The organism is Micromonospora sp. NPDC051924 (genome assembly GCF_055586005.1).
This window is the reverse complement of record NZ_JBVJJA010000003.1, coordinates 180741-202937: the sequence shown is the minus strand read 5'-3', so window position 1 is coordinate 202937 and position 22197 is coordinate 180741. Positions and strand designations below refer to the sequence as shown.

At 75.4% G+C, this 22197-nt stretch carries 20 protein-coding genes and 1 pseudogene; 10 read left to right on the top strand and 11 right to left on the bottom strand.

What is annotated here, in order from left to right:
- Position 1: 1 nt before the first annotated feature.
- Positions 2-709 (bottom strand): annotated as a pseudogene (locus ACZ6S5_RS03450) (aquaporin); the annotation flags it as partial.
- Positions 706-1080 (bottom strand): ArsR/SmtB family transcription factor, encoded by a 375-nt coding sequence (locus ACZ6S5_RS03445; protein ID WP_465997311.1) that lies wholly within the window; start codon positions 1078-1080, stop codon positions 706-708. The gene ACZ6S5_RS03445 and the pseudogene ACZ6S5_RS03450, both read right to left, overlap by 4 nt.
- A 119-nt stretch (positions 1081-1199) precedes the next feature.
- Here ACZ6S5_RS03445 and ACZ6S5_RS03440 point away from each other — a divergent pair, with 119 nt between their 5' ends.
- Both ACZ6S5_RS03440 and ACZ6S5_RS03435 read left to right on the top strand, forming a co-directional pair.
- Positions 1200-1658 carry an ArsI/CadI family heavy metal resistance metalloenzyme gene (locus ACZ6S5_RS03440; RefSeq protein WP_465997309.1) on the top strand — a complete coding sequence of 153 codons (459 nt, stop codon included), beginning with the start codon at positions 1200-1202 and terminating at the stop codon, positions 1656-1658.
- A 147-nt stretch (positions 1659-1805) separates the two neighbouring features.
- Positions 1806-2324, top strand: coding sequence for a GNAT family N-acetyltransferase (locus ACZ6S5_RS03435; protein ID WP_465997307.1), 519 nt, complete (start codon positions 1806-1808; stop codon positions 2322-2324).
- 8 nt (positions 2325-2332) lie between these two features.
- Here ACZ6S5_RS03435 and ACZ6S5_RS03430 read toward each other — a convergent pair whose 3' ends face one another.
- The gene (locus tag ACZ6S5_RS03430; protein ID WP_465997305.1) at positions 2333-3121 is read right to left on the bottom strand and encodes an SDR family oxidoreductase; all 789 of its coding nucleotides are present in this window, start codon (positions 3119-3121) and stop codon (positions 2333-2335) included.
- Positions 3122-3266: 145 nt separating this feature from the next.
- Between ACZ6S5_RS03430 and sigJ the strand changes: the two genes are divergently transcribed.
- The gene (gene sigJ / locus ACZ6S5_RS03425) at positions 3267-4151 is read left to right on the top strand and encodes an RNA polymerase sigma factor SigJ (RefSeq protein WP_465997303.1); all 885 of its coding nucleotides are present in this window, start codon (positions 3267-3269) and stop codon (positions 4149-4151) included.
- Positions 4152-4267: 116 nt separating this feature from the next.
- Positions 4268-5146, top strand: coding sequence for an LLM class flavin-dependent oxidoreductase (locus tag ACZ6S5_RS03420; protein ID WP_465997301.1), 879 nt, complete (start codon positions 4268-4270; stop codon positions 5144-5146).
- Positions 5147-5202: 56 nt separating this feature from the next.
- Here ACZ6S5_RS03420 and ACZ6S5_RS03415 read toward each other — a convergent pair whose 3' ends face one another.
- From ACZ6S5_RS03415 to ACZ6S5_RS03405, 3 genes are read right to left on the bottom strand one after another with little or no spacing between them, the layout of a single operon-like run.
- Positions 5203-5832: a class I SAM-dependent methyltransferase gene (locus ACZ6S5_RS03415; RefSeq protein WP_465997299.1), complete on the bottom strand. Its 630-nt coding sequence runs from the start codon at positions 5830-5832 to the stop codon at positions 5203-5205.
- Entirely contained in the window at positions 5829-6515 is a 687-nt protein-coding gene (locus tag ACZ6S5_RS03410; RefSeq protein WP_465997297.1) for a TIGR04282 family arsenosugar biosynthesis glycosyltransferase, read from the bottom strand. Before ACZ6S5_RS03410 ends, ACZ6S5_RS03415 begins: the two co-directional genes overlap by 4 nt.
- Positions 6512-7186, bottom strand: a complete 675-nt coding sequence (locus ACZ6S5_RS03405; protein ID WP_465997295.1) for a glycosyltransferase family 2 protein — start codon at positions 7184-7186, stop codon at positions 6512-6514. Before ACZ6S5_RS03405 ends, ACZ6S5_RS03410 begins: the two co-directional genes overlap by 4 nt.
- 145 nt (positions 7187-7331) lie before the next feature.
- Between ACZ6S5_RS03405 and ACZ6S5_RS03400 the strand changes: the two genes are divergently transcribed.
- Both ACZ6S5_RS03400 and ACZ6S5_RS03395 read left to right on the top strand, forming a co-directional pair.
- Positions 7332-8822, top strand: a complete 1491-nt coding sequence (locus ACZ6S5_RS03400; protein ID WP_465997293.1) for a hypothetical protein — start codon at positions 7332-7334, stop codon at positions 8820-8822.
- 142 nt (positions 8823-8964) lie between these two features.
- Positions 8965-9447: a hypothetical protein gene (locus ACZ6S5_RS03395; RefSeq protein ID WP_465997291.1), complete on the top strand. Its 483-nt coding sequence runs from the start codon at positions 8965-8967 to the stop codon at positions 9445-9447.
- 31 nt (positions 9448-9478) lie between these two features.
- On the opposite strand, the gene ACZ6S5_RS03390 is transcribed toward ACZ6S5_RS03395, so the two are convergent.
- Complete coding sequence (locus tag ACZ6S5_RS03390) at positions 9479-10540, bottom strand: NAD-dependent epimerase/dehydratase family protein (protein WP_465997289.1); 1062 nt, start codon at positions 10538-10540, stop codon at positions 9479-9481.
- 160 nt (positions 10541-10700) lie between these two features.
- Here ACZ6S5_RS03390 and ACZ6S5_RS03385 point away from each other — a divergent pair, with 160 nt between their 5' ends.
- Positions 10701-12020 (top strand): molybdopterin-dependent oxidoreductase, encoded by a 1320-nt coding sequence (locus ACZ6S5_RS03385; RefSeq protein WP_465997287.1) that lies wholly within the window; start codon positions 10701-10703, stop codon positions 12018-12020.
- Positions 12013-12462, top strand: coding sequence for a hypothetical protein (locus ACZ6S5_RS03380; RefSeq protein WP_465997286.1), 450 nt, complete (start codon positions 12013-12015; stop codon positions 12460-12462). The genes ACZ6S5_RS03385 and ACZ6S5_RS03380 overlap by 8 nt, the downstream gene beginning before the upstream one ends.
- A gap of 10 nt (positions 12463-12472) precedes the next feature.
- Here the strand turns inward: ACZ6S5_RS03380 and ACZ6S5_RS03375 are convergent, their stop codons facing one another.
- Positions 12473-12796 carry a nuclear transport factor 2 family protein gene (locus ACZ6S5_RS03375; RefSeq protein ID WP_465997284.1) on the bottom strand — a complete coding sequence of 108 codons (324 nt, stop codon included), beginning with the start codon at positions 12794-12796 and terminating at the stop codon, positions 12473-12475.
- Positions 12797-12821: 25 nt separating this feature from the next.
- Entirely contained in the window at positions 12822-13613 is a 792-nt protein-coding gene (locus ACZ6S5_RS03370; RefSeq protein WP_465997282.1) for an SDR family oxidoreductase, read from the bottom strand.
- Positions 13614-13728: 115 nt separating this feature from the next.
- Here ACZ6S5_RS03370 and ACZ6S5_RS03365 point away from each other — a divergent pair, with 115 nt between their 5' ends.
- Positions 13729-14232 carry a winged helix-turn-helix transcriptional regulator gene (locus ACZ6S5_RS03365; RefSeq protein ID WP_465997280.1) on the top strand — a complete coding sequence of 168 codons (504 nt, stop codon included), beginning with the start codon at positions 13729-13731 and terminating at the stop codon, positions 14230-14232.
- Between the two features lie 6 nt (positions 14233-14238).
- Here the strand turns inward: ACZ6S5_RS03365 and ACZ6S5_RS03360 are convergent, their stop codons facing one another.
- Together ACZ6S5_RS03360 and ACZ6S5_RS03355 are read right to left on the bottom strand one after the other, a co-directional pair.
- Positions 14239-15078 (bottom strand): PhzF family phenazine biosynthesis protein, encoded by an 840-nt coding sequence (locus tag ACZ6S5_RS03360; RefSeq protein ID WP_465997278.1) that lies wholly within the window; start codon positions 15076-15078, stop codon positions 14239-14241.
- Complete coding sequence (locus ACZ6S5_RS03355) at positions 15075-16301, bottom strand: ArsB/NhaD family transporter (protein WP_465997276.1); 1227 nt, start codon at positions 16299-16301, stop codon at positions 15075-15077. Before ACZ6S5_RS03355 ends, ACZ6S5_RS03360 begins: the two co-directional genes overlap by 4 nt.
- A gap of 96 nt (positions 16302-16397) precedes the next feature.
- Here ACZ6S5_RS03355 and ACZ6S5_RS03350 point away from each other — a divergent pair, with 96 nt between their 5' ends.
- A complete protein-coding gene (locus tag ACZ6S5_RS03350) occupies positions 16398-22196 on the top strand; it encodes a WD40 domain-containing protein (protein ID WP_465997274.1) in 5799 nt (1932 codons plus the stop codon).
- Position 22197: the final 1 nt, after the last annotated feature.

Here is a 22197-nt window from a genome sequence, read left to right as displayed (position 1 = left end):
GGGGCACGACCACGGCGTCGGCCGCGTCGGCGGCATCGGGATACCAGGCGGCCAGGGCGGCGACGGCGACCAGGCTGCCGACGAGCTGGGCGGCGACGAAGCCTGGCACGGAGGTGGGGGCGATCCCCGCGAAGGTGTCGGTGAAGGCCCGGCCGATGGTGACGGCGGGGTTGGCGAACGAGGTGGACGAGGTGAACCAGTACGCCGCGCCGATCCAGGCGCCGACGGCGGCCGGGGCGGCGGCGGAGCGGCCGGTGCGGGCCAGCGCGAAGACCAGGACGACCAGGCCGGCGGTGGCGACCACCTCGGCCAGCCACAGGTGCCCGCCGGTCCGGTCGGTGCGGGACCAGGCGACGGCCGGCAGCCCGAACATGAGGTCGGCCAGGACCGCGCCGGCGATCGCGCCGCCGACCTGGGCCACGGTGTACGCGGCCAGGTCCCGGGCGGTCAGACCGGTGCCGGCCCGGCGACCCAGCCACCAGTCGACGGCGGAGACCACCGGGTTGAAATGCGCGCCCGACACCGGGCCGAAGGTCAGAATCAGCGCTCCCAGGGCGAGGGCGGTGGCGATCGCGTTCTCCAGCAGTTGGAGCCCGACGTCGGTGGGGGAGAGCCGGGCGGCGGCGATCCCGGAGCCGACGACGGCGGCGACGAGCAGGGCGGTACCGGCGAATTCCGCCGAGGCCCGCCGGGTCAGGGCGAGGCTCACGCGCCGCCGCCGGCGGTCCGGTTGGCGGAGATCTCCAGCAGGGCGCCGAGCTGCCGGAACGCCTCCGGCTTCACCCGGTACCAGACCCAGGTGCCGCGCCGCTCGGAGTCGACCAGGCCGGCTTCCCGCAGCACCTTGAGGTGGTGGGAAATGGTCGGCCCGGACAGGTCGAACGCCGGGGTCAGGTCGCAGACGCAGATCTCCGGCACCGAGGCGATCATCGACATCAGGCGCAGCCGGATCGGGTCGCCCAGCGCCTTGAACATCGGCGCGACCACCGCCGCCTGATCCGCGTCCATCGGTCGGACGGCGATCGGGGCGCAGCAGGCGACCGCGTTCAGGTCCACCACCGGCAGGTCTTGTTTCGACATGCCTCTAGGTTGACAGATTTGAAAACAGCATGCCACAGTGGGGTCCCTGCTTCGAAAATCATCTAGACAAGGACGAAGCCATGAGGCGCACGTCCGCTGAATCCATCAGGAGGAAGATCATGTCCCGCGTCCAGCTCGCCCTGCGTGTGTCCGACCTCGAAGGCTCCGTCGCCTTCTACAGCAAGCTGTTCGGCGTCGAACCGGCCAAGCGCCGCCCCGGCTACGCCAACTTCGCCGTCGAGAACCCGCCCCTGAAGCTCGTCCTGCTCGAAGGTGAGCCCGAGCAGCCCACCGTGCTCGACCACCTGGGCGTCGAGGTGTTCAGCACCGACGAGGTGACGGCCGCCACCCGGCGCCTCACCGACGCCGGCCTGATCACCCTGGAGGAGAACGACACCGAGTGCTGCTACGCCCTCCAGGACAAGGTCTGGGTGCGCGGCCCCGGCAACGAGCCCTGGGAGGTCTACACCGTCAAGGCCGACAGCCCGCAGTTGGCGAAGGCCGCCGAGAGCGCCTGCTGCACCTCCGCGGGTGACCAGGAGCCCGTCACCAGCGGTGCTGCCGCCGGCTGCTGCTGACCGCCCCGGTCCGCGCGCCCGTCCTCGATCCGGGGGCGGGCGCGTCCGGGTCCCACTTCAGTATGTCGGCCGGGCCGGGGCTTGCCTCGACATCGGGTCGTGCGGCGGGACCTGGATCACCAGCGGGCCAGCCGGTACGGTCGCCCGATGGAGAGCGGGGCGGCCGAACCGTACGCGCGGGCGGGTGTCATCGTCCGGCCGGCGACCGGGGCGGACGTCCCGGCGCTGGTCGGGTTGCGGATGGCCAACGCCGAGGCGCATCGCTCCCTCGATCCGGACGTCTACCGCGTGCCGCGCCGTGAGGCCGTCGTCCGCCACTTCACCGCCACCGTGGCCGACGGGCCAGGGGGAGACGCGGTGCTCGTCGCCGAGGCGCCCGACGGCCGGGTGGTCGGGATGATCGAGGTGCTGCGGTACGGCGACCCGCCCGAGCACCAGATCCTCCGTCCCGAGCCCTCGGCGCAGGTGCACACGGTGGTGCTGCCCGACGCCCGAGGACTCGGGGTGGGCTCGGCGTTGCTGGCCGCTGCCCACGCCTGGGCCGCCGGCCGGGGGATCAGGTATCTGTCGGCCGGTATCCACCACCGCAACGCCGGCGCGGTGCGTTTCTACGGCCGGCACGGCTACACCGACTCGGGGTTGTCCCTGGGCCACCGGCTCGACTGACGCGCGGGTCACCGCCGGGCGGCCACCGGGCCGGGCTGCGGGAGCCGCTCGGCCAGGAACGCCTCCCAGGTCCGCGCGCCGACGCTCGCGCCGTCGAGCGTGAGGTTGTCGCCGTTCCGGTACGCCCGCCCGGCCTTGCCGGGCATCCGGACCGGCAGGAACGGCCGCCGCTTGCCGACCGCCCGCAGGTAGCTCCGCATCAGCTCGTCCAGCCCGTACAAACGCGGGCCCACCAGGTCGGGCACCAGGCCGGCCGGCGCGCCGAGGGTCAGCTCGACCAGCCGGTCCGCCACCTCACGGGCCTCGACCGGCTGGAACCGGAGCCCGCCGGGCACCGGCACGACCGGCAGCTTCGCCATCTTCTCCGCCATTGCCAGGACGAGGTCGTGGAACTGCGCGGCGCGCAGCGTCGTCCACGGGATGCCCGAGTCGGCGATGGCCCGCTCGGCGTCCAGCTTGGACCGCAGCCAGGCGAGCGGCACCCGGTCGGCGCCGACGACCGAGATGTAGACCAGGTGCCGTACGCCGGCCCGCCGCGCGGCCCGGACCAGGTGGCGGGTCGCCTCGTCGTCGCCCTTCTGCCCGCCGGCCAGGTGCAGCACGGTCTCGACACCGCGTACCGCGGGCTCGACCCCCGCGCCGGTGAGCAGGTCCGCGGTCACGTGCGCGACGCCGTCGGCGGGGCGGCCGCCTCGGCGGCTGAGCACCCGCACGGGGCCCCCGGCGTCGCGCAGCAGCGGGGTGACCAGCCGGCCGAGGGTGCCGGTGCCGCCGGTGACCAGGATGGGTGCGGTCATGTCGTCCTCCGTAGGGTGTCGTGGCTCCACCCGCTCGAACCCGGGGAACCGGGAAGTGTGACCGGAGTGATCGGGGTCACATGACGTCACACGGGCGGGCCGTTCGGGGTCGGCTCGGTGGGACACCGCGACGAAGGGACGGGACATGGGCGAGGACGGCTGGCTGGCCGAACGGTTCGAGCAGCAGCGGCCGCAGCTGCGGGCCGTGGCGTACCGGATGCTCGGCTCGCACGCCGAGGCCGACGACGCCGTGCAGGAGGCCTGGCTGCGGCTGGCCCGTACCGACACCAGCGGGGTGGACAACCTCGCCGCCTGGCTGACCACGGTGGTCGCCCGGGTCTGCCTCAACACCCTGCGGTCCCGGCGGGCCCACCCCGAGGAACCCCTCGAAACGCGCATGCCCGACCCGGTGGTCCGCACCGAGGAGACCGACGACCCGGCGTACGCGGCGGTCCTGGCCGACTCGGTCGGGCTGGCGATGCTGGTGGTGCTGGACACCCTGACCCCGACCGAGCGGCTCGCGTTCGTGCTGCACGACATGTTCGCCGTGCCCTTCGACGAGATCGGCGACATGATCGACCGGACGCCGGCCGCCGCCCGTCAGCTGGCCAGCCGGGCCCGGCGCCGGGTGCAGGGCCGCGCCCCGGTCCCCGACCCGGACCTGTCCCGCCAGCGGGAGGTCGTCGACGCGTTCCTCGCCGCCGCCCGCGACGGCGACTTCGACGAGCTGGTCGCCGTGCTGCACCCCGACGTGGTGCTGCGCGCCGACGGCGGCGCCACCCGGGCCCGGCACACCACCGTGCTCACCGGCGCCCGGACCGTGGCCGGGCAGGCCGTCACCTTCGGACGGTTCTCCCCGTTCGCCCGCCCGGTGCTGGTCAACGGCGCGGCCGGCGTTCTGGTCAGCGCGGGCGGCCGCCCGCTGTCGGTGATGGCGTTCACGGTCACCGGCGGGCGGATCGCGACCATCGACGTGATCGCCGACCCGGAGCGGCTGCGCCGGCTCGACCTCGCCGACCTCGACGACTGACGGAACGGGGCGGCGGCCCACCGCGCGGAGCGGTATCGTGCCCGGCGGAACTCCGCATCCCGCGTCCGGAAACACGTCGCAGATGGACCCGGGACTCCGCCCGTCGCGGGGAGGAGGTGGCGACAGCACTGTTCGCTGCCCTCCTCAAGGAGTTCATCATGGATCTCGGCCTCGGCCTCCCCATCAGCGATCCGGGCCGGCTACCCGCCTGGGCCCGCCGCGCCGAAGCCGCCGGCTTCGACACCCTCGCGCTGCTCGACCGGCTCACCTACGACAATCCCGAGCCGCTCGTCGCGCTCGCCGTCCTGGCCGGCGCGACCACCCGCATCCGGTTGCAGACGGAGGTGCTCCTCGCCCCGCTGCGGGCCACGGCGCTGCTGGCCAAGCAGGTCGCCACCCTCGACCGGATGTCCGGCGGGCGGTTCGTGCTCGGTGTCGGCGTCGGGGGCCGCCCCGACGACCACGCTGCCGCCGGCACCCCGATCAACCGTCGGGGTCGGCTGCTCGACGAGCAACTGCCCGTGCTGCGCCGGATCTGGCGCGGCGAGCCGTACGCGGGATCGCCGATCGGCCCCCGCCCGGCCGCACCGGCCGGGCCGCCGATTCTGATCGGCGGTTTCGCGCCGGCCGCCCTGCGGCGGGTCGCCGCCCACGGCGACGGCTTCCTCTGCGCCGCGCCGTTGCGGTGGGCGGGTCCCCTGGTGGAGACCGTCCGTGAGCAGTGGGCGGCGGCCGGTCGGACCGGCCGGCCACGCCTGGTCTGCCAGGTGAACGTCGCGGTCGGACCGCCCGAGACGGTGGACCGGGCGCGGCGCGCCGTCGCCGACTACTACGCGTTCACCGGCCGGCCCGGCTGGGGCGCGCCGGTGAGCGACCCGGGCGAGATCACCGATCTGGTCGGGGCGTACCGGGAGTTCGGCGCGGACGAGCTGGTGCTCTATTGCTATGGCGACGACCCGGCCCAGGTCGACATCCTGGCCGGGATCCTGCGCTGAGCGGACGGTCCCGGTGCCGGTTCGGTGCCGGTTCGGTGCCGGGACCGTCCGGAGCGCTACGCCGTGACCAGCTCGGCGAACCAGCGTCGGCCGGCCGGGTAGACGTCGCGGACGGCCAGCCCGGCCGGCGCGGCCACCTCGTGCACCGCCCGGGTGTCCAGCCGAGCCCAGCGGAAGCTCGGCCCCCGGTGCCGGCCGGAGACCACGTGCGCCTGCCCCTGCCACGCGCCGCTGCCCGGCGGGTCCAGCTCGACCAGGACACTGCCGCCCGGTTGCAGCAACTCCCGGCACCGCCGCAGCAGCGTCACCGGGTCGCCGCCGATGCCGATGTTGCCGTCCAGCAGCACCGCGTGCCGCCACCGGCCCTCCGCCGGCAACGGATCGAACAGGTCGGCCTGCACGGCGACCGCACCGCGCGCCCGGGTCAGCGCCACCGCCCGGGGCGAGACGTCCACGCCGAGGGCGGTGAGCCCGGCCCGGGTGAGCTCCTGGGTGAGCCGGCCCGGCCCGCAGCCCAGGTCCAGCGTCGGCCCGGCGCAGCGGGCGACCACCGCGGCCGTCGCCGCCTCGGCCGGCCCGTGCCACCGCTCCACCGGCAGCCGGCTGCGCGTCCCGTCGGCGTGCACGAGCCAGTGCGGGTCGGCCGCCCGCCGCCGCAGCGCGGCGCCGAAACCGTCGACGATCACCGGCGGCCCCCGACGACCAGGGTGTGTCGCAGCGCGGTGACCTCCCGGGCGAACCGGCCGTCGGGAGCCAGGTCGGCGACCGCGAGGGCGTCGGCCCAGTTGTCCACGTCCCGCAGCACCGGCAGCGCCCCGGTCCGCAGGCCCCGCCCGGCCAGCGCCGCCTCCGTGAGCCGACCGGTGGCCGGGGTGGACATCGGCACCCCCCGCAGCACCGCCGCGTGCCGGGGATCCCGCAGGCCCAGCGCCCACCAGCCACCGTCGGCGGCCGGGCCCAGCACCGCGTCGGTTCCGGTCGCGGCCAACCGGCGTACGGCCGCGGCCAGCCGCGCCGCGGTCAGCTGCGGGGTGTCCATGCCGATCTGCAGCACCGGCTCGCCCGGGTACGCCGCCGCCACGGCGGCGTGGGCGTTCGCGAGCCGGGCGGCGAGGCCGTCGCCCCGCTGCGGCAGGACCGGCCAGCCGGCGACCGTGGCGGCGAGCCGCGCGCCGTCCACCGCGTCGGCGAACCGGCCGGCCAGCGCCAGCGCCGGCGTGACGTTCGGGGTGGCGGCGACCGCGTCCAGGGTGTCGCGTAGCGCGGCGGCGGCGATCCGGGCCGCCTGCGCCGCGGTGGCCGGCGGGCAGAGCCGGGTCTTCACCGCCCCCGCCACGGGCGCCTTGGCCATCACCAGCAGGACGGTCATCGTCGACCCTCCACCTGGCGCAGCACGGCGACGAAGTCGCGGGTGGCCCGCAGGGTGCCGCGTACCGAGCCGGAGACCTTGGAGCGGGTGCCGGCGGCGCGCGGGGCGTATGCGACGTCCCGCTCGTGGATTCGCCAGCCGGCCGCGGCGGCCCGGATCATCAGTTCGAGGGGGTAGCCGAAGGCCCGGTCGGTGATCCCGAGGGCGAGCAGCGCGTCGCGGCGGGCCACCCGGATCGGGCTGAGGTCGCGCAGCGGCACCCCCCGCTGCCGCAGCAGCGCGGCGACCAGCGCGGTGCCGGCCCGGGCGTGCCACGGCCAGACCCCGGCGCGCACCGGCCGGCGCCGGCCCACCGACAGGTCGGCCGTCCCGGCCGCCACCGGGGCGACCAGGGCGGGCAGCTCACCGGGATCGAACGAGCCGTCGGCGTCGAGGACGCAGACCAGCTCCGTCTCGGCGTGCTCGATCCCGGTGTGCACGGCCGCCCCGTAGCCCCGGCGGGGCTCGCGCACCACCCGGGCGCCGTGCCGGGCGGCCACCTCCGGCGAGCCGTCCCGGGAGCCGTTGTCCACCACGATGGCCCGGTAGCCGGGCGGCAGCGCGGTCAGCACACCTGGCAGCGCGGCGGCCTCGTCCAGGCACGGCAGCACCACGTCGATCTGTGTCGGCATGCCGCCGACGCTAGGCCGGCTCGCGCCCGCGCAGGCCTCGATCGTGCTTACGAGACCCTTACCGAGCAGGGATTTCTTACCGTCCGGTGACGGGACGCCGGTTCGGCGGGCGCGGCGCCCGGGCACGCCGTACCGTCCGGTCGTCATGAGACCCGCACCCACCCTGACCCGGGCCGCCGCCGCGGGCCGCCCCGCGTCCCGGGACCGGGGCGACCTGCTCGTGCTGGCCGTCGAGGCTGCGTTGCTCGCCGCCGCGGTCGTGGTCGGGCTGGTGCTGAACCGGCGCGGCGTGGGCCTGCACGCGGACGCCGCCCCGCTCTACGCCACCTGGCGGCCGCACATCGGCTGGGGCACCCCGCTGGCGGTGCTGGTCGCCGCCGCCGTGCTCGGGCCGGGCCTGCGCTGGGGGCGTAGCGCCCGGTGGGGGGCGCTGCTGGCCGCCGGCTGGCTGGCGGCGGTCGCCTGGACGCTGGCCCTGGCCCTGGTGGACGGCTGGTCGGCCGGGCTGACCCGGCGGCTCACCCCGCAGGCGGAGTACCTGCACGAGGTGCCCGGGGTGGCCGACATCCCCCGGATGCTGGCCGGTTTCACCGACCGGATCCTCGACTTCCAACCCGACTCCTGGTCCACCCACACGGCCGGCCACCCGCCGGGCGCGCTGCTGGTCTTCGTCTGGCTGGACCGGGTCGGCCTGGGCGGCGGCACCGCCGCGGCACTGTGCTGCGTGCTGGTCGGGGCGACCACCGTGGTGTCGGTCCCGGCCACCCTGCGGGCGCTGGGGGCCGCCGACGCGGCGCGGACGGTGCTGCCGTTCCTGGTGCTGCTGCCGGGCGCGGTCTGGCTGGGCGCCTCGGGCGACGCGGTCTTCACCGGCGTGGTCGCCGCCGGACTCGCCCTGCTGGCGATCCGCGGGCCGGTCGCCGCGCTGGCCGGCGGGCTGCTGCTCGGCTTCGCGCTGCACCTGTCGTACGGGTTCGTGCTGGTCGGCGCGCTGGCGCTGGCCGTGGTGGCGTTGCGCCGGGGCGGCCGCCTCGCCGCGCTGCTCGCCGGGACGGCCGGCGTCGCCGTGGTGACCGCGCTCTTCGTGCTGGCGGGCTTCCGCTGGTGGGAGGGGTACGCGCGGGTCGTCGAGCGCTACTACCAGGGCTGGGCGGGCGACCGCCCGTACGGCTACTGGGTCTGGGCCAACCTGGCGGCGCTGCTGCTCTCCGCCGGGCCGGTGCTCGGGCCGGCGCTGCGCCGCACCGTGCTCGCGGCCCAGGCCACCTGGCGGTCGAGCGGTGCCGCCGCCGGGTCCGGGGTCGGCGAGGGCCGGCCCGGGCACCACACGGCCGGCCGTGTGGGCACGCTCGCAGGCGGGTCCGTGGCGCGGCTGACCGCGCGCGGACGGGGGCCGGTCGCGCGGGTGGTGGCGCTCGGGCCGACCGTGCTGCTGCCCGCCGCCGCCGCGCTGGTGGTGCTGGTTGCTGACCTGTCCGGGATGAGCAAGGCCGAGGTGGAACGGATCTGGCTGCCGTTCGTCGTCTGGCTGCTGGTGGCCACCGCACACCTGCCGGCGCCGGCCCGCCGCTGGTGGCTGACCGCGCAGGCCCTGACCGCCCTCGCCGTCAACCACCTGCTCTTCACCGTCTCCTGAATGCCCGCAACGGTCCCGGCGTGCGCGGACCGTGCGGGGCTTAAGATCCGGGCAACTTCGGGGAAGTTGCTGCCTCAGCGTGCCGGGAGACAGCAGTTTCGGGGAAGTTGCCGCGAGCGTGGGCGAGTCTTTTGGGGGTCGGGTGGGGAAGCGGGTCGGTGTCGGCCTCGTGGTGGCGGCGTTGGGGCTGTGCGTCGGCGGCTGTGGCGACCTGGGCGACGCCATCTCGGGTGACCGCTCCGCCCGTGACTGCCACCCGGACCCGAAGACGGTCGCCGCGCTGCGTCAGGAGCCGGTGCTGACGCGGACGCCACCCGGTGCCACCCTCGGGGCGGTCTCCGAGACCGTCAGCTGTGGTTGGGAGAGTTCCGGGCCACCCCGGCTCGGAATGCTCGAGCGCGAGGTCACCGGGGCCGGGGCCGCTGACGAGGTGACGCGATTCTACGCAGACCTCGCCCGCCCCAGCGGCTGGACGGCATTCGACCACGACACCCATGCCTTCGACGCCCAGAAGGCGGACGGGACCCACTGCACGTGGGGTCTCCGGGTGCTCAGCACCGCCGGGGGGACCTACCTCGTGCAGATCACCTACACGCCGAGAGATGTCCGGCCCAGCTGCATCTGACTCCCGCCGGCCCCGGGCGTGCCGGCCACGGTCAACCGACCAGGGCGGCGGGCTCGCGCAGCGGGTCGGAGGCGAAGGCGGTGATGCCGTCGGCGAAGCGGACCCGGGCGGTGTAGCCGAGCAGTTCCCGGGCCCGGGCCGGATCGGCCACCACGTGCCGGACGTCGGCCGCCCGCTCGCCACCGACCACCTCCGGCTCCGGCCCGCCCATCGCCCGGGCCAGCTCGGTCGCCAGGTCGCCGACCGTGTGCGGCTCGCCGGAGCAGACGTTCACCGGGACCAGGCCGTCCGGGGTGGGCGCGGTGAGCGCCAGCAGGTTCGCCCGGGCCACGTCGGTGACGTGCACGAAGTCGCGGCGCTGCCGGCCGTCCTCGTACACCCGGGGTGGCCGGCCGCCGGCGAGCGCCGACCGGAACAGCGAGGCGACGCCGGCGTACGGGGTGTCGCGGGGCATCCGGGGCCCGTAGACGTTGTGGTAGCGCAGCGCCCACACCCCGCCCCCGGTCTGCCGGGCCCAGGCCGCAGCGTAGTGCTCCTGGGCGAGCTTGCTGGCCGCGTACGTGCTGCGCGGCTCCAGCGGGGCGTCCTCGGGGACCAGCGCGGGCTCCAGGGTGTCGCCGCAGTCCGGGCAGGTCGGGTCGTACCGGCCGGCGGCGAGGTCGGCGGGGCGGCGCGGAGCGGGTCGGACCACGCCGTGTCGGGCGCAGGTGTAGCGGCCCTCGCCGTAGACGACCATGGAGCTGGCCAGCACCAGCCGGAACACCCGGGCCCGGTGCATCGCGGCGAGCAGCACCGCCGTGCCGTGGTCGTTGTGGCCGGCGTAGTCGGGGGCGTCGGACGGGTCCAGCCCGTGTCCCACCATCGCGGCCTGGTGGCAGACCGCGTCCACCCCGGGCAGCAGGCGGTCCAGCAGCCCGGCGTCCCGTACGTCGCCGACCACCGGGTCGTGCCGCCGGGACCACTGCGGCAGCGTGCCGCCGTGCGCCTGCGGCAGCAGCGCGTCCAGGCAGACCGCCTCGTGTCCCTCGGCGACCAGCAGGTCGGCGACCTGAGATCCGATGAATCCGGCGGCGCCGGTGACCAGTACCCGCATGTCTGCCCACGCTAGGGCACCGCAGCGGTCCGGCCGGCCGGTTCGTGGTCGACGTCAGCACTCCGTAAGGGACGGCGGTAAGGCTTCGGTAATGCGGCAAAGCGGACCGCCCGGCGGCGCGGGCGTCTAGCGTCTGGCTGGACACCTCAGGAGGAGAAGCGTGCCCACCAGCCCAGCGTCACCGGACGGCCGGCCGTCCGCCGTCCCGGCCCGGCTGTGGCGCGGGCTCGACCGGCACCGGCCACCGGGCGCCGACGCGGTCGCCCGCGCCTGGCGCAGCCCGGTCCGCGGGCCCTGGCTGACCTCGGTGCTCGGCGCGGTGCTGCTGGCCACCCTGCCCCTGGTGATCGTCACCGGGCTGCTCGACTGGATCGCCTACGGCCCGCGACTGGGCCAGGCGTTGCCCCGCGACGTGGGCTGGCTGCACCCGCCGGCCTTCGCCTGGCCGACCCGACCCGCCTGGCTGTTCCGGGTCACCCAGGGGCTGCACGTGACGCTGGGGATCGTGCTGGTGCCGGTGGTCCTCGGCAAGCTCTGGTCGGTGGTGCCCAAGCTCTTCGAATGGCCGCCGGCCCGCTCGGTCGCCCAGGTTCTGGAGCGGCTGTCGCTGCTGCTGCTGGTCGGTGGGATCCTGTTCCAGATCGCCACCGGCCTGCTCAACATCCAGTACGCGTACCTGTTCGGCTTCGACTTCTACACCGCGCACTGGTTCGGCGCCTGGATCTTCACCGTCGCCCTGGTCACCCATGTGGCGATCAAACTGCCCCGGCTGGTCACCGCGCTGCGCGGGCCGGGCTTCGAACGTACGCCGCTGGCGGAGACCCGGCCGGAGCCGGCGGACCCGGACGGCCTGGTGGCCCGGCGGCCGGGATCGCCGACGGTGAGCCGGCGCGGCGTGCTGGCCCTGGTCGGCGGCGGGGCGCTGCTGCTGGCGGCGCTGACCGTCGGGCAGAGCGTCGACGCGCTGCGGCGCACCGCGCTGCTGCTGCCGCGCGGCCGGCGGATCGACGACGGCCCGAACGGCTTCCCGGTCAACCGCAGCGTCGCCGCGGCCGGGGTCACGCCGGAGCAGACCGGGCCGAACTGGCGGCTGACCCTGCGCGGCGCGGACCGCACGGTCACGCTGGACCGGGCCCGGCTGCTGGCCATGACCCAGCACACCGCCACCCTGCCGATCGCCTGTGTGGAGGGCTGGTCCACCGCGCAGACCTGGACCGGGGTCCGGCTGCGTGACCTCGCCGCCCTGGTCGGCCCCGGGGGACCGGCCGGGGCGCGGGTCCGGTCGCTGGAACGCGGCGGCCTGTTCCGCCAGGCGACCCTGCAGGGCAACCAGGTGGCCGACCCGGACGCGCTGCTCGCCCTGCGGGTCAACGGCGTCGACCTCAGCCCGGACCACGGCTACCCGGCGCGGATCATCGTCCCCGCGCTGCCCGGGGTGCACTGCACCAAGTGGGTGGAGGAGATCACGTTCGATGGCTGAGTTCCGGCGGGCGTACGGCGCGGCGCTCTGGCACCTGCTGCTCCTGCTCGGCTGCTTCGCGGTCACCGGGTGGATCGCGCTGCGGCTGGCCGGCGAGCCGACGGCCGGGCGGATGCTGCTGTGGTTCGTGGGCGCGGCGATCGCGCACGACCTGGTCCTCTTCCCGGCGTACGCGGCGGTCGACCGGGTGCTGCGCGCCGGGTGGGGCCGGGGCGGCCGCCCGTCGGTGCTGAACCACGTCCGGGTGCCGGCGCTCGGCGCGGGGCTGCTCCTGCTGGTCTACCTGCCCGGGATCCTCGGGCTCGGTGACGGCACGTACGCCTCGGCGACCGGCATGGCCCCCCGGGCGCGGTTCGGCCAGTGGCTGGCGGTCGGCGCCGTGCTCTTCGCCGCCAGCGCGCTGCTGTACGCCGTCCGTCGGCTGTCCCGCCGGGCCCGCTGACCGCCGAGGGTCAGGGCGCGATGCGCAGCCGGCGGATCTGGCTCTCGTCGTAGTCCTCGAACCGGAATTTCAGCCCGGCGAAGGGGCTGCCGGGGAAGTCGCCGCTGATGGTGGCGGTCACCACCGTGCCCGCCGGGGTGTCCTCGACATCGGTGATCTCGTACGAGACCATCGGCGTCTCCCGGCGCCACTCGCGGATCTCCGCGATGCCCCGATGGGTCCTCCCCTCGTCCTCCACCACGGCGTCGTCGGTGAAGAGGGCGAAGTAGGGGCCCTTGTCCGACTGTTCGGCCAGCTCGAAGTAGCGGCGGATGATTTCCGGTGCGGTCTTCACGGGTTCTCCTTGCCGATCAGGTGGGTCAAACGGTGGGGAGGGTGCCGCCGTCGATGACGTGTTCGGCGCCGACGATCGCCGAGGCGCGGTCCGAGACGAGGAAGGCGACCAGGTCGGCCACCTCCTGCGGGTAGGCGGGACGGCCCAGCGGGATGCCGCCGAGGCTGTCCATCAGCTGGCCGAGGGCGGCCTCGCGGTCGGTGCCCGACGCGGCGGCGAGCCGGTCGATCAGCGCGTCGGCCGCCGAGGTCTGGATGAACCCGGGCGCCACGCTGTTGACCCGGATGCCGTGCGGGGCGAGCTCGTTGGCGAGCCCCTTGCTGTAGGTGGTCAGCGCGGACTTCGCCGCGGCGTACGCCAGGGTCGCCTCGTACAGCGGCTTGCGCCGCTGGATCGAGGAGACGTGCACGATCGCGCCGCGCCCCGACGCGATCATGGCGGGGACGAGCCGGCGGTCCAGCCGGACCGCCCCGAGCAGGTTGCGGTTGAGCTCCTCGAGCCAGGTCGCCTCGTCCAGGGCGGCGAAGCCGCCGCCCGGGGCGTGCGAGCCGCCCACCACGTGCACCAGGATGTCCAGGGCGCCGGCCGCCGACAGCCGGTCGGCGACCGTGTCCGCGCCATCGACCGTGGCGGTGTCGGCGGCGATGAACCGGTCGGGGTACGGGTGGTCGGGCGGCTGGTTGCGGGCGGTCACCCAGACGGTCGCCCCCGCCTCGCGCAGCCGGTCGACGATCGCCGCCCCGGCGCCCTTCGTACCGCCGGTGACCAGGGCCTGTCGGCCGGCCAGCGAGTCCCGGTCGGGCAAGCTCGGCGCCATCACACGTCCTCTCCTCGGGCAGCACGGGACGGACGCCCGCCGGCGTCGTATCCTGTAACTGCTGAACTAGAAGTGAGTCACTTCGACCTTAGCACCTACTCGGCGAGGAGCACGCATGGCAGGGAAGATCCGCCTCGAGGACCGCGAGTGCCCGCTCTCGGCGACGCTCGGCGTGGTGGGCGAGTGGTGGACCCTCCTGATCCTGCACGACGCCTTCGACGGATACACCCGGTTCGATCAGTTTCAGGAGAACCTGCGGATCTCCTCCAGCATGCTGACCAGCCGGCTGCGGACCCTCACCGCCAACGGGCTGCTGGAGCGTCGCCGCTACCAGACGCACCCCGACCGGTACGAGTACGTCCTCACCGAGCTGGGCCGCAGCCTGCGCCCGGTGATCGTCGCGCTCGCCGCCTGGGGCAACTCCCGACTCGCGCCCGAGCGGCGCAGCATGATCCTGGTCGACCGGGAAACCGGCGCCGAGGTCGAGCCGGTCGTGGTGGACCGGACCACCGGTCGCCCGCTGGACCCGGAACACTTCGTCTTCGCCGCCGGCCCCGCGGCGAGCGAGGTGATGCGCGCCCGGTATGCCGACGTCGTGCCGGAGCGGCCCGAGGGGTGACCCCGCTCAGCCCAGGGCGCAGCTCCCCGTGATCGTCGCGGCGCCACCGACCTGGACCAGCGGGCCGGCGGGGCCGGGCCGGGTGGTGGCGAGGACGGTCGAGGGTTCGCCGAGCGCGTCACCCATGTCGACCGCCAGCGCGGACCCGCCCCGCTCCGCCAGGTGCGCGGCCAGGCAGGCGGTGCTGTTGGCGTTGGCGATGTCCTCCGGGACCCCGATCGACGGTGCGAACATCCGGGCCGCCGCCCGTCCGTCCGGGCCCGGCGGGCAGTGGACGTAGCAGCCCAGCAGACCCGACCGGTCGCAGGCCTCGCGCAGGCGGGCCAGGTCGGGGACCAGTGCCGCCAGGACCGCGCGGTCCGGAACCTGCACCAGCAGCCGCGACCGGCCCACCGACGCGACCCGGCAGGGCGCCTCAGGACCGAGGCCCAGGGCGGACAGGACCGGCGCGCGCTCCGCCGCGGCGGGGACGCGCAGCGCGACCGGTCCGGGATCGAAGACGGCCTCGTACCGGCCGCCGCCGCCGGTGGCCCGGCCGGGAAAGACCCGGCCGCCGGACCGCAGCACCGTCTCGTACTCCCCGATGCCGGCGCGTTCGGCGAGGACCGCCAGCGCGGCCACCGTGCCGTGCCCGCAGGCCGGCAGCTCCCCGGCGGCGGTGAAGAACCGCAGCGACACGCCTCCGGGCCCGTCGGTGGAGAGGAACACCGCGTGCGACGTGCCCGCCGCCACCGGCACGGCCCGCCGCTCGGTGTCGGTCAGCGACGTGTCGTCGAGCACGGCGGTCGGACTGCCGCCCCGCCCGGCCCGCTGGCAGGCGTGTACGACCGTGACGCGGCGGGTCACGGGCCCACCAGCAGGGCGGCGACCGTGGCCGTGGTGGCCAGGGCGGCCAGCGCGGCGCTGGTGGCGACGAACCGGCCCAGCGGCACGGCCACGCCGGCGGCCCGGCAACGCTCGTACCAGATCAGGGTGGCCAGCGACGCCCACGGCGTGGCGAGCGGGCCGACGTTCGTGCCCACCAGCAGGGCCAGCAGTTGGGTGTGGTGGTCGGCGGCGATGACCGCCTCGCCGGCGACGTACGCGGGCAGGTTGTTGACCACGTTGGCGAAGAGGGCGCCGACGGCGCCGGCCCGCAGCGCGCCCTCCGCGCCCGGGTCGCCGCCGATCAGCGTGCCCATCACGGTGTCCAGGCCGTGCCGGCCGATGGTCTGCACCACCAGGAACAGGCCGGTCACGAAGACCAGCAGCCGCCACGGGATCAAGGCGAGCTTCAGGCTGCCCCGGGCCCGGACGGCGAAGCCGGTGACCAGGATCGCGGCAGCCACCCCGGAGGCGACTCCGATCTCGACACCAACCAGGATGCCGGCCACGAAGAGCAGGCACGCGGCGAACGCGGTGCGGTAGAGCACCGGGTCCGGCGGCACGTGCGGCGGTGGCGGGACGAACGGGTCGGCGCCGGCCCGCGCCGGCCGCCAGTACCACCACCAGAGCAGCAGCATGGTGATCACGATGGCGATCAGTTGCGGCCACCACATCCGGGCCGCCCACGGCACCGGGTCGAGGCCGATCCGGTCGCTGGCCAGGATGTTGGTCAGGTTGGACACCGGCAGCAGCAGGCTGGCCGTGTTGGCCAGCCACACCGTGGTCATCGCCAGCGGCGTCGGCGGCACCCCGAGCTTGCGGGCCAGCGCGATCATCACCGGGGTGAGCAGCACGGCCGTGGTGTCCAGGTTGAGCGCGATGGTGGTGACCGAGGCGAACCCGACGCAGAGCCAGAACAGCGCCCGGAAGCTGCCCCGCGCGGTGATCGCCACCCGGGCGGCGAGGGCGTCGAAGACCCCGGCCACCGCCGTCAGCTCGGCCAGCACCACCACCGTGCCGAGGAAGATCAAGATGGGCACGATCCGGCGCACGGTGGCTTCGGCGTCGGCGCGGGGGAGCAGTCCGGTGAGGACACAGGCCAGCCCGACCACCGCCAGCCCGATTGCGACCCAGTCGAGCACGTGCAGCCGGCCCCAGCGGGATCGGTCCGGCGCGGCGGACGGCGGCTCGCCGACGGTCTCCACGAGGGATGATCCTCGCACACCGCCGACCGGGCGGACGCGCCCGACGCGGCTGCCGAGGGTGTCCACGGATTGACGGTCAGTGGCCATAATGATCGGGTGGCTGTAGGCGCGCACCCCACCCGGTCCGACCGCCCCATCGACTTCTTCATCAGCTACTCGCCGGCCGACGAGCGCTGGGCGACCTGGCTGGCGTGGGAGTTCGAGGCCGCCGGTTACCGCACCCTGCTGCAGGCCTGGGACTTCGTGGCCGGCACCAACTTCATCGACTTCATGGACCGGGGCGTCCGGGAGGCGGCCGTCGTGGTGGCCGTCCTCTCCGAGCGCTACCTGCACTCCACGTACGGGAAGCTGGAGTGGCAGGCCGCGCTGCGCGCCGACCCGGACGGCACCGGCAACAAGCTGGTCACCGTGCGGGTGGAGGACTGCCCGATCGACGGCCTGCTGGCCACCATCACCTACGTCGACCTGGTCGGGGTCACCGACCCGGCGCAGGCGCGGGGCCGGGTGCTCGACCGGATCCGGGAGGCGCTCGACGGCCGGGCCAAACCCGTCCTGCAACCCGCCTTCCCGCACCACCCCGCCGACCCGGCCGGGGTGCTCGCCACCCCGGCCGCCGGCCCGCCCGCGCAGCGCCGCGCCCGGCGTACGCCGATCAACCCACCGCCGTTCCCACCCGCCGTGACCGCCGCGCCGGTGGCGCGCGGCGCGCTCACCGTGCTCCAGGTGGGCGGGCCGCGCTTCGGCCGGGGCGTCATCGAACCGGGCGCCCCGGTCACCCCCGGTGAGTTGCAGGAACACCTGATGGGTGACCTCACCCTGCTGATGAACGACGGGGTGCCCCGACCCGACCTGCTGGTGGTGTCCGGCAACCTGACCGAGTCGGGCAGTGCCCGGGAGTTCTCCGACGCGCTGACCTTCCTCACCGGGCTGCGGGTGCTGCTCGGGCTGGAGCCGCACCGGCTCGTGGTGGTGCCCGGGCCGCGGGACGTCACCATGGCCGCCAGCCGGGCGTACTTCGCCACCTGTGAGGCCGACGACGTCGACCCGCAGCCGCCGTACTGGCCGAAGTGGCGGCACTACGCGCGCCTCTTCGACGAGCTGTACCAGGGCCTCGAGGACCGGATCTTCGACAGCGAGCAGCCGTGGACCCTGTTCCCGGTGCCCGACCTGCGGGTGGTGGTGGCCGGGCTGAACTCCACCGTCGCCATCACCCACCGGGAGGAGGACCGGTACGGCTTCCTCGGCGAGGCCCAGTCCACCTGGTTCGCCCAACGGCTGCGCCACTACCAGCAGTCCGGCTGGCTGCGGCTGGGCGCGATGGCGCACGCCCCGGGCACCCGCCACCCGTACGCCGAGGAGGTGGCCGTCCCGGACGGGGTGACGCTGCGCGACCGCGGTTCGTTCCACCGGCTGGTCGGGCCGATGCTCAACCTGCTCCTCTCCGACGCCGCGCCCGGCGCGCGGGCCGACCTCGGGATGCCGCTGGCCACCACCTCGCGGGACGGCCGGGCACAGGTGCTCCGGCTGGCCGCCGACGGGTTGACCCGCTGGGTGCTCGGCCGCGACGACCGGCACGACGTGGGGGAGCCGACGGCGGTGGGCTGGCCCCAGGCCGAGGCGACCTTCGGGGCGGCCGGGCCGGCGCAGGTGCCCGACCCGCGGCTGCCCACCCCGGTGGAGGGACCGACCCAGGGCACGCCCGCCGCCGGGCCGACCACCGCGCCGGCCCTGGTCCCGTCGGCTCCGGTGGACCGGCTGCTCGACCGCCTCGCCGAGGTCTGCGAGGCCCGCCACGACCGGGTGCTGGTCCGCCGGGTGCCGGCCGAGCCGCCGCACCTGTTCGTGACGTACCGGGCCGACGGCGTGGTCCGGCAGCAGCGGGTCGGCGGCCACGTGGGCACCCCCACCGCCGCCGACATCGACCACTTCGCCCGCCGGGTGCACGCCACCGACCCCGACATCCCGTCCGAGCTGGTCTACGACGGCGACCGGGCGCCGCGCGGGCTGGCCGAGGAGGCGCAGCGGCGCGGCGTCCGGGTGCTGCACCTGACCGAGTTCCAGGGCCTGCTCGACCTGCGGGAGTACGTGGCCGCGCAGACCGCCCGGCTACAGGCCGACCGGCTCTACCCGCCCGGCCAGTACGTCCCGCAGCGCTACCGCCACCTGGTCGGCGCCGACCAGCGGGTCCGCGAGGACGTGGTGGACGAGCTGCTCGAACTGATCTCCGCGCCGGACGGCCGGTTCGTGCTGGTGCTCGGCGACTTCGGCCGGGGCAAGACGTTCGCGCTGCGCGAGGTGGCCCGCCGGCTGCCCACTGCCGCCCCCGACCTGATCCCGATCCTGGTGGAGCTGCGCGCGCTGGACAAGGCGCACTCGGTCGACGGCCTGGTCGCCGCGCACCTGGCCAACCACGGCGAGCAGGTGATCGACCTCAAGGCGTTCCGCTACATGCTCCGCCAGGGGCGGATCGTGTTGCTCTTCGACGGCTTCGACGAGCTGGTGGCCCGGGTGACGTACGACCGGGCGGCCGACCACCTGGAGACGCTGCTGCAGGCGGCCGAGGGCAACGCGAAGATCGTGGTGAGCAGCCGTACCCAGCACTTCAAGACCAACTCGCAGGTGCTGACCGCGCTCGGCGAGCGGGTGGGCCTGCTCCCGCACCGCCGGGTGCTGGCCGTCGAGGACTTCACCCCCGGCCAGATCGAGGCCTTCCTGCGCCACCGGTACGGCGGTGACGAGCGGGCCGCTCGGGACCGGATGGACCTGCTCGCCGGGGTGAAGGACCTGCTCGGCCTCTCCCGCAACCCGCGGATGCTCGGCTTCATCGCCAACCTCGACGAGGGGCGGCTGGCCGCCGTGGCCGGGGCTGGCGGCACGTTCAGCGCGGCCGCGCTCTACCGGGAGATCCTGGAGTCCTGGTTGGACTTCGAGGAGCGCCGGACCCAGGGGATCCCGGGCGCGCCGGTGAGCCTGCGCCGTCCTGAGCTGTGGCACGCGGTGGGCCGGCTCGCCTTCCAGCTCTGGGAGAGCGGCGAGTCCTACCTTCGGCTGGCCGAGGTGACCGAGGCCACCGGCCAGCTCACCGGGCTGGCCGAGTCCCGGCTGTCCGGCCCGCAGGCCGCGCACGCGGTGGGCGCCGGCAGCCTGCTGGTCCGCACCGACGACGGGCTCTTCGGGTTCATCCACACCTCGGTGATGGAGTGGCTGGTCGCCGAGGGGATCGCCGAGCAGCTCAACCGGGGCGAGGAGCCGGCCGCGCTGGCCGTGCGCCCGCTCTCGGCGCTGACCGTCGAGTTCCTCGGCGACCTCGCCGACCCGGCCCGGTGCACCGCGTGGACCGCGCGCGTGCTCGGCGACGAGACGGCCGGGGAGACGGTCCGGGCCAACGCGCTGCGGCTGAGCGCCCGGCTGCGGCTGCCCGACCGGGCCGACCTGCGCGGCGCGGTGCTGCGCGGCGAGGACCTCTCCCACCGGGAGTTGGCCGGCGCCGACCTCACCGGGGCCGACCTGACCGACACCCGGCTGGTCTCCGCCAACCTGACCGAGTCCCGGCTGGAGCACGCCCGGCTGCGCGGCGCGCGGCTGGACCAGACCCGGCTCGCCGGGGCCGACCTGCGCGACGCCGAACTGGCCGGGGCCCGGCTGTTCCGGGCCGACCTGCGCGGCGCGCGGATCTCCGGCAGCAGCTGGCACCGGGCCGCGCTGATCGACGTGAGCGCCGACGCCGCGCTGCTGCGTGCGCCGGAGCTGCGCGGCGCGGTGATCGCCCCCGGCCGGCCGGTGGCGCCCGGCCTCGCCCCGCCGGCCGTGGGCGTCGCGTACGGCTTCGAGGTGGGCCGGCTGCCGGTGCCCGTCGCGTACAGCCCGGACGGGGCGGTGCTCGCGATCGGCAGCGACGACGGTGGCGTGCTGATCTGCGACACGGCCACCGGGCTGCCGGTGCGGACCCTCCAGGGCCATCGCGGACGGGTGTACGCGGTGCGCTTCGACGCCGCCTCGCACCAGCTCGTCACCGGCGCGGCCGACCTCACCGTCCGGCTCTGGGACGCCGACCACGGCGACGTGCGGCACGTCATCGAGGACGTCTTCGCCGGCTGGGTGTGGCCGCTGCTCACCGACGGCGCGCGGGGCCGGCTGGTGGTGGGCGACGCGGCCGGCGTGGTCCGGCTCTACGACACCCGCACCGCCCGCCTGCGGCACGAGTGGCCCGGCCACGCCGCGCCGATCTGGGGCACCTCGTTCAGCCCCGACGGCCGCCGGATCGTGGTGGTGGACAGCGCCGGCGTGGTCCGCGGCTGGGACGTCGCCTCCGGCAAGCCCGCCTTCGAGGTCCGCGAGCCGGAGGTGGTCTATCGGGTGGTGCACACCCCCGACGGCCGAGCCTTCGTCGCGGTCGGCCAGCACGGTCGGGTGTGGATCCGCCGGGCCGTCGACGGCGAGCTGCTGCGCCAGCCGCGCGGCCACGAGGCCGACGTGTACGCCCTGGACGTGCACCCCGACGGCGGGTTGATGGCCACCGGCGACACCCACGGCGCGCTGCGGTTGTGGGAGGTGGAGTCCGGGCGGCCGGTACGGGTGCTCGGCCGGCAGCGCGGCGCGATCTACAGTGTCCGGTTCAACGCCGACGGTACGCTGCTCGCCACCGCCGCCAGCGACGGCGCCATCCAGCTATGGGAGACGGCCGACGGTCAGCTCCGGCACGAGCTGACCCGGCACCGCGGCTCGGTCTGGCCGGTGGCCTGGCGACCCGACCAGGCCCAGGTGGCGACCAGCAGCAACGACGGCACCACCCGGATGTGGGACGTGCGCAGCGGGCAGCTCCAGCACACCCTGCGCGGGCACGGCCGGAGGGTCACCGCGCTGTCCTTCCGGGACGACGGCGAGGTCCTCGCCGCCTGCGGCAACGACGGCGTGGCCCGGCTGTGGGAACCGCGTACCGGCCGGCTGGTCCGGCAGCTCGCCAGCCCAGCTGACCGGTTGCTGTCGGTGGTCTTCTGTCCGGGCGAGTCGCTGGTCGCCGCGCCCAGCGGCGACGGCGGGGTGCACCTGTGGAACACCGACACCGGCGCCGACGAGCGGGAGCTCAACGTGGACACCGACCACGTCTGGGCGGCCGCGTTCAGCCCGGACGGGGACGCCCTGGCCACCGCGAACGACGACGACACGGTCCGGCTCTGGTACCGGCGGACCGGACGGCACTTCGCCACCCTCACCCCGCACCGGGGGCGGGTCCGGGCGGTGGCGTTCAGCCCGGACGGCGAGACCATCGCCACCGGCTGCGACGACCAGCTCGTCCGGCTCTGGGACGCCGCCACCGCCACCTGCCGGCTCACCCTCGAACAGCACACCGACCGGGTGTACGCGGTCAGCTTCAACGCGGAGGGCACGCTGCTCGCCAGCGCCAGCAACGACGGCACCGCGGTGGTGTGGGACGCGCTCACCGGCGAGCGGCGCACCGTGCTCACCGAGCACACCGGCCGGCTCTGGTCCTGCGCGTTCAGCCCCAATGGGGCGCTGCTGGCCACCGCCGGGGACGACCTGATCATCCGGCTGTGGGACCCGGGCACCGGCCGGCTGCACGGCACCCTGGCCGCGCACACCCGGCGGGTCTGGTCGGTGGCGTTCAGCCCGGACAGCAGCCTGCTGGCCAGTGCCGGCGACGACGGCACGGTCCGGCTGTGGGACGTCGTCGACCCGGAGCACGCCCAGCTGCGCGCCACGCTGATCGGCCTGCCGGACGGCTGGGCCGCGGTCAGCCCGGACGGCCGGTACAAGCTGGACGGTGACCCGGGCGGCCAGTTCTGGCACGTGATCGGCACCTGCCGGTTCGAGGTGGGGGAGCTGGATCCCTACCTGACCCAGGTGCGGCGGCTGGCGGTGGACGCTCCGTTCTGAC

Bases quoted from the DNA above. Each gene is read 5' to 3' on its own strand.
- sigJ (WP_465997303.1), top strand. From the start codon at position 3,267: ATGGGCGAGGACGGCTGGCTGGCCGAACGGTTCGAGCAGCAGCGGCCG.
- ACZ6S5_RS03410 (WP_465997297.1), bottom strand. From the start codon at position 6,515: ATGACCGTCCTGCTGGTGATGGCCAAGGCGCCCGTGGCGGGGGCGGTG.
- ACZ6S5_RS03365 (WP_465997280.1), top strand. From the start codon at position 13,729: ATGGCAGGGAAGATCCGCCTCGAGGACCGCGAGTGCCCGCTCTCGGCG.
- ACZ6S5_RS03400 (WP_465997293.1), top strand. From the start codon at position 7,332: ATGAGACCCGCACCCACCCTGACCCGGGCCGCCGCCGCGGGCCGCCCC.
- ACZ6S5_RS03390 (WP_465997289.1), bottom strand. From the start codon at position 10,540: ATGCGGGTACTGGTCACCGGCGCCGCCGGATTCATCGGATCTCAGGTC.
- ACZ6S5_RS03445 (WP_465997311.1), bottom strand. From the start codon at position 1,080: ATGTCGAAACAAGACCTGCCGGTGGTGGACCTGAACGCGGTCGCCTGC.
- ACZ6S5_RS03370 (WP_465997282.1), bottom strand. From the start codon at position 13,613: ATGGCGCCGAGCTTGCCCGACCGGGACTCGCTGGCCGGCCGACAGGCC.
- ACZ6S5_RS03430 (WP_465997305.1), bottom strand. From the start codon at position 3,121: ATGACCGCACCCATCCTGGTCACCGGCGGCACCGGCACCCTCGGCCGG.
- ACZ6S5_RS03440 (WP_465997309.1), top strand. From the start codon at position 1,200: ATGTCCCGCGTCCAGCTCGCCCTGCGTGTGTCCGACCTCGAAGGCTCC.
- ACZ6S5_RS03380 (WP_465997286.1), top strand. From the start codon at position 12,013: ATGGCTGAGTTCCGGCGGGCGTACGGCGCGGCGCTCTGGCACCTGCTG.
- ACZ6S5_RS03405 (WP_465997295.1), bottom strand. From the start codon at position 7,186: ATGCCGACACAGATCGACGTGGTGCTGCCGTGCCTGGACGAGGCCGCC.
- ACZ6S5_RS03435 (WP_465997307.1), top strand. From the start codon at position 1,806: ATGGAGAGCGGGGCGGCCGAACCGTACGCGCGGGCGGGTGTCATCGTC.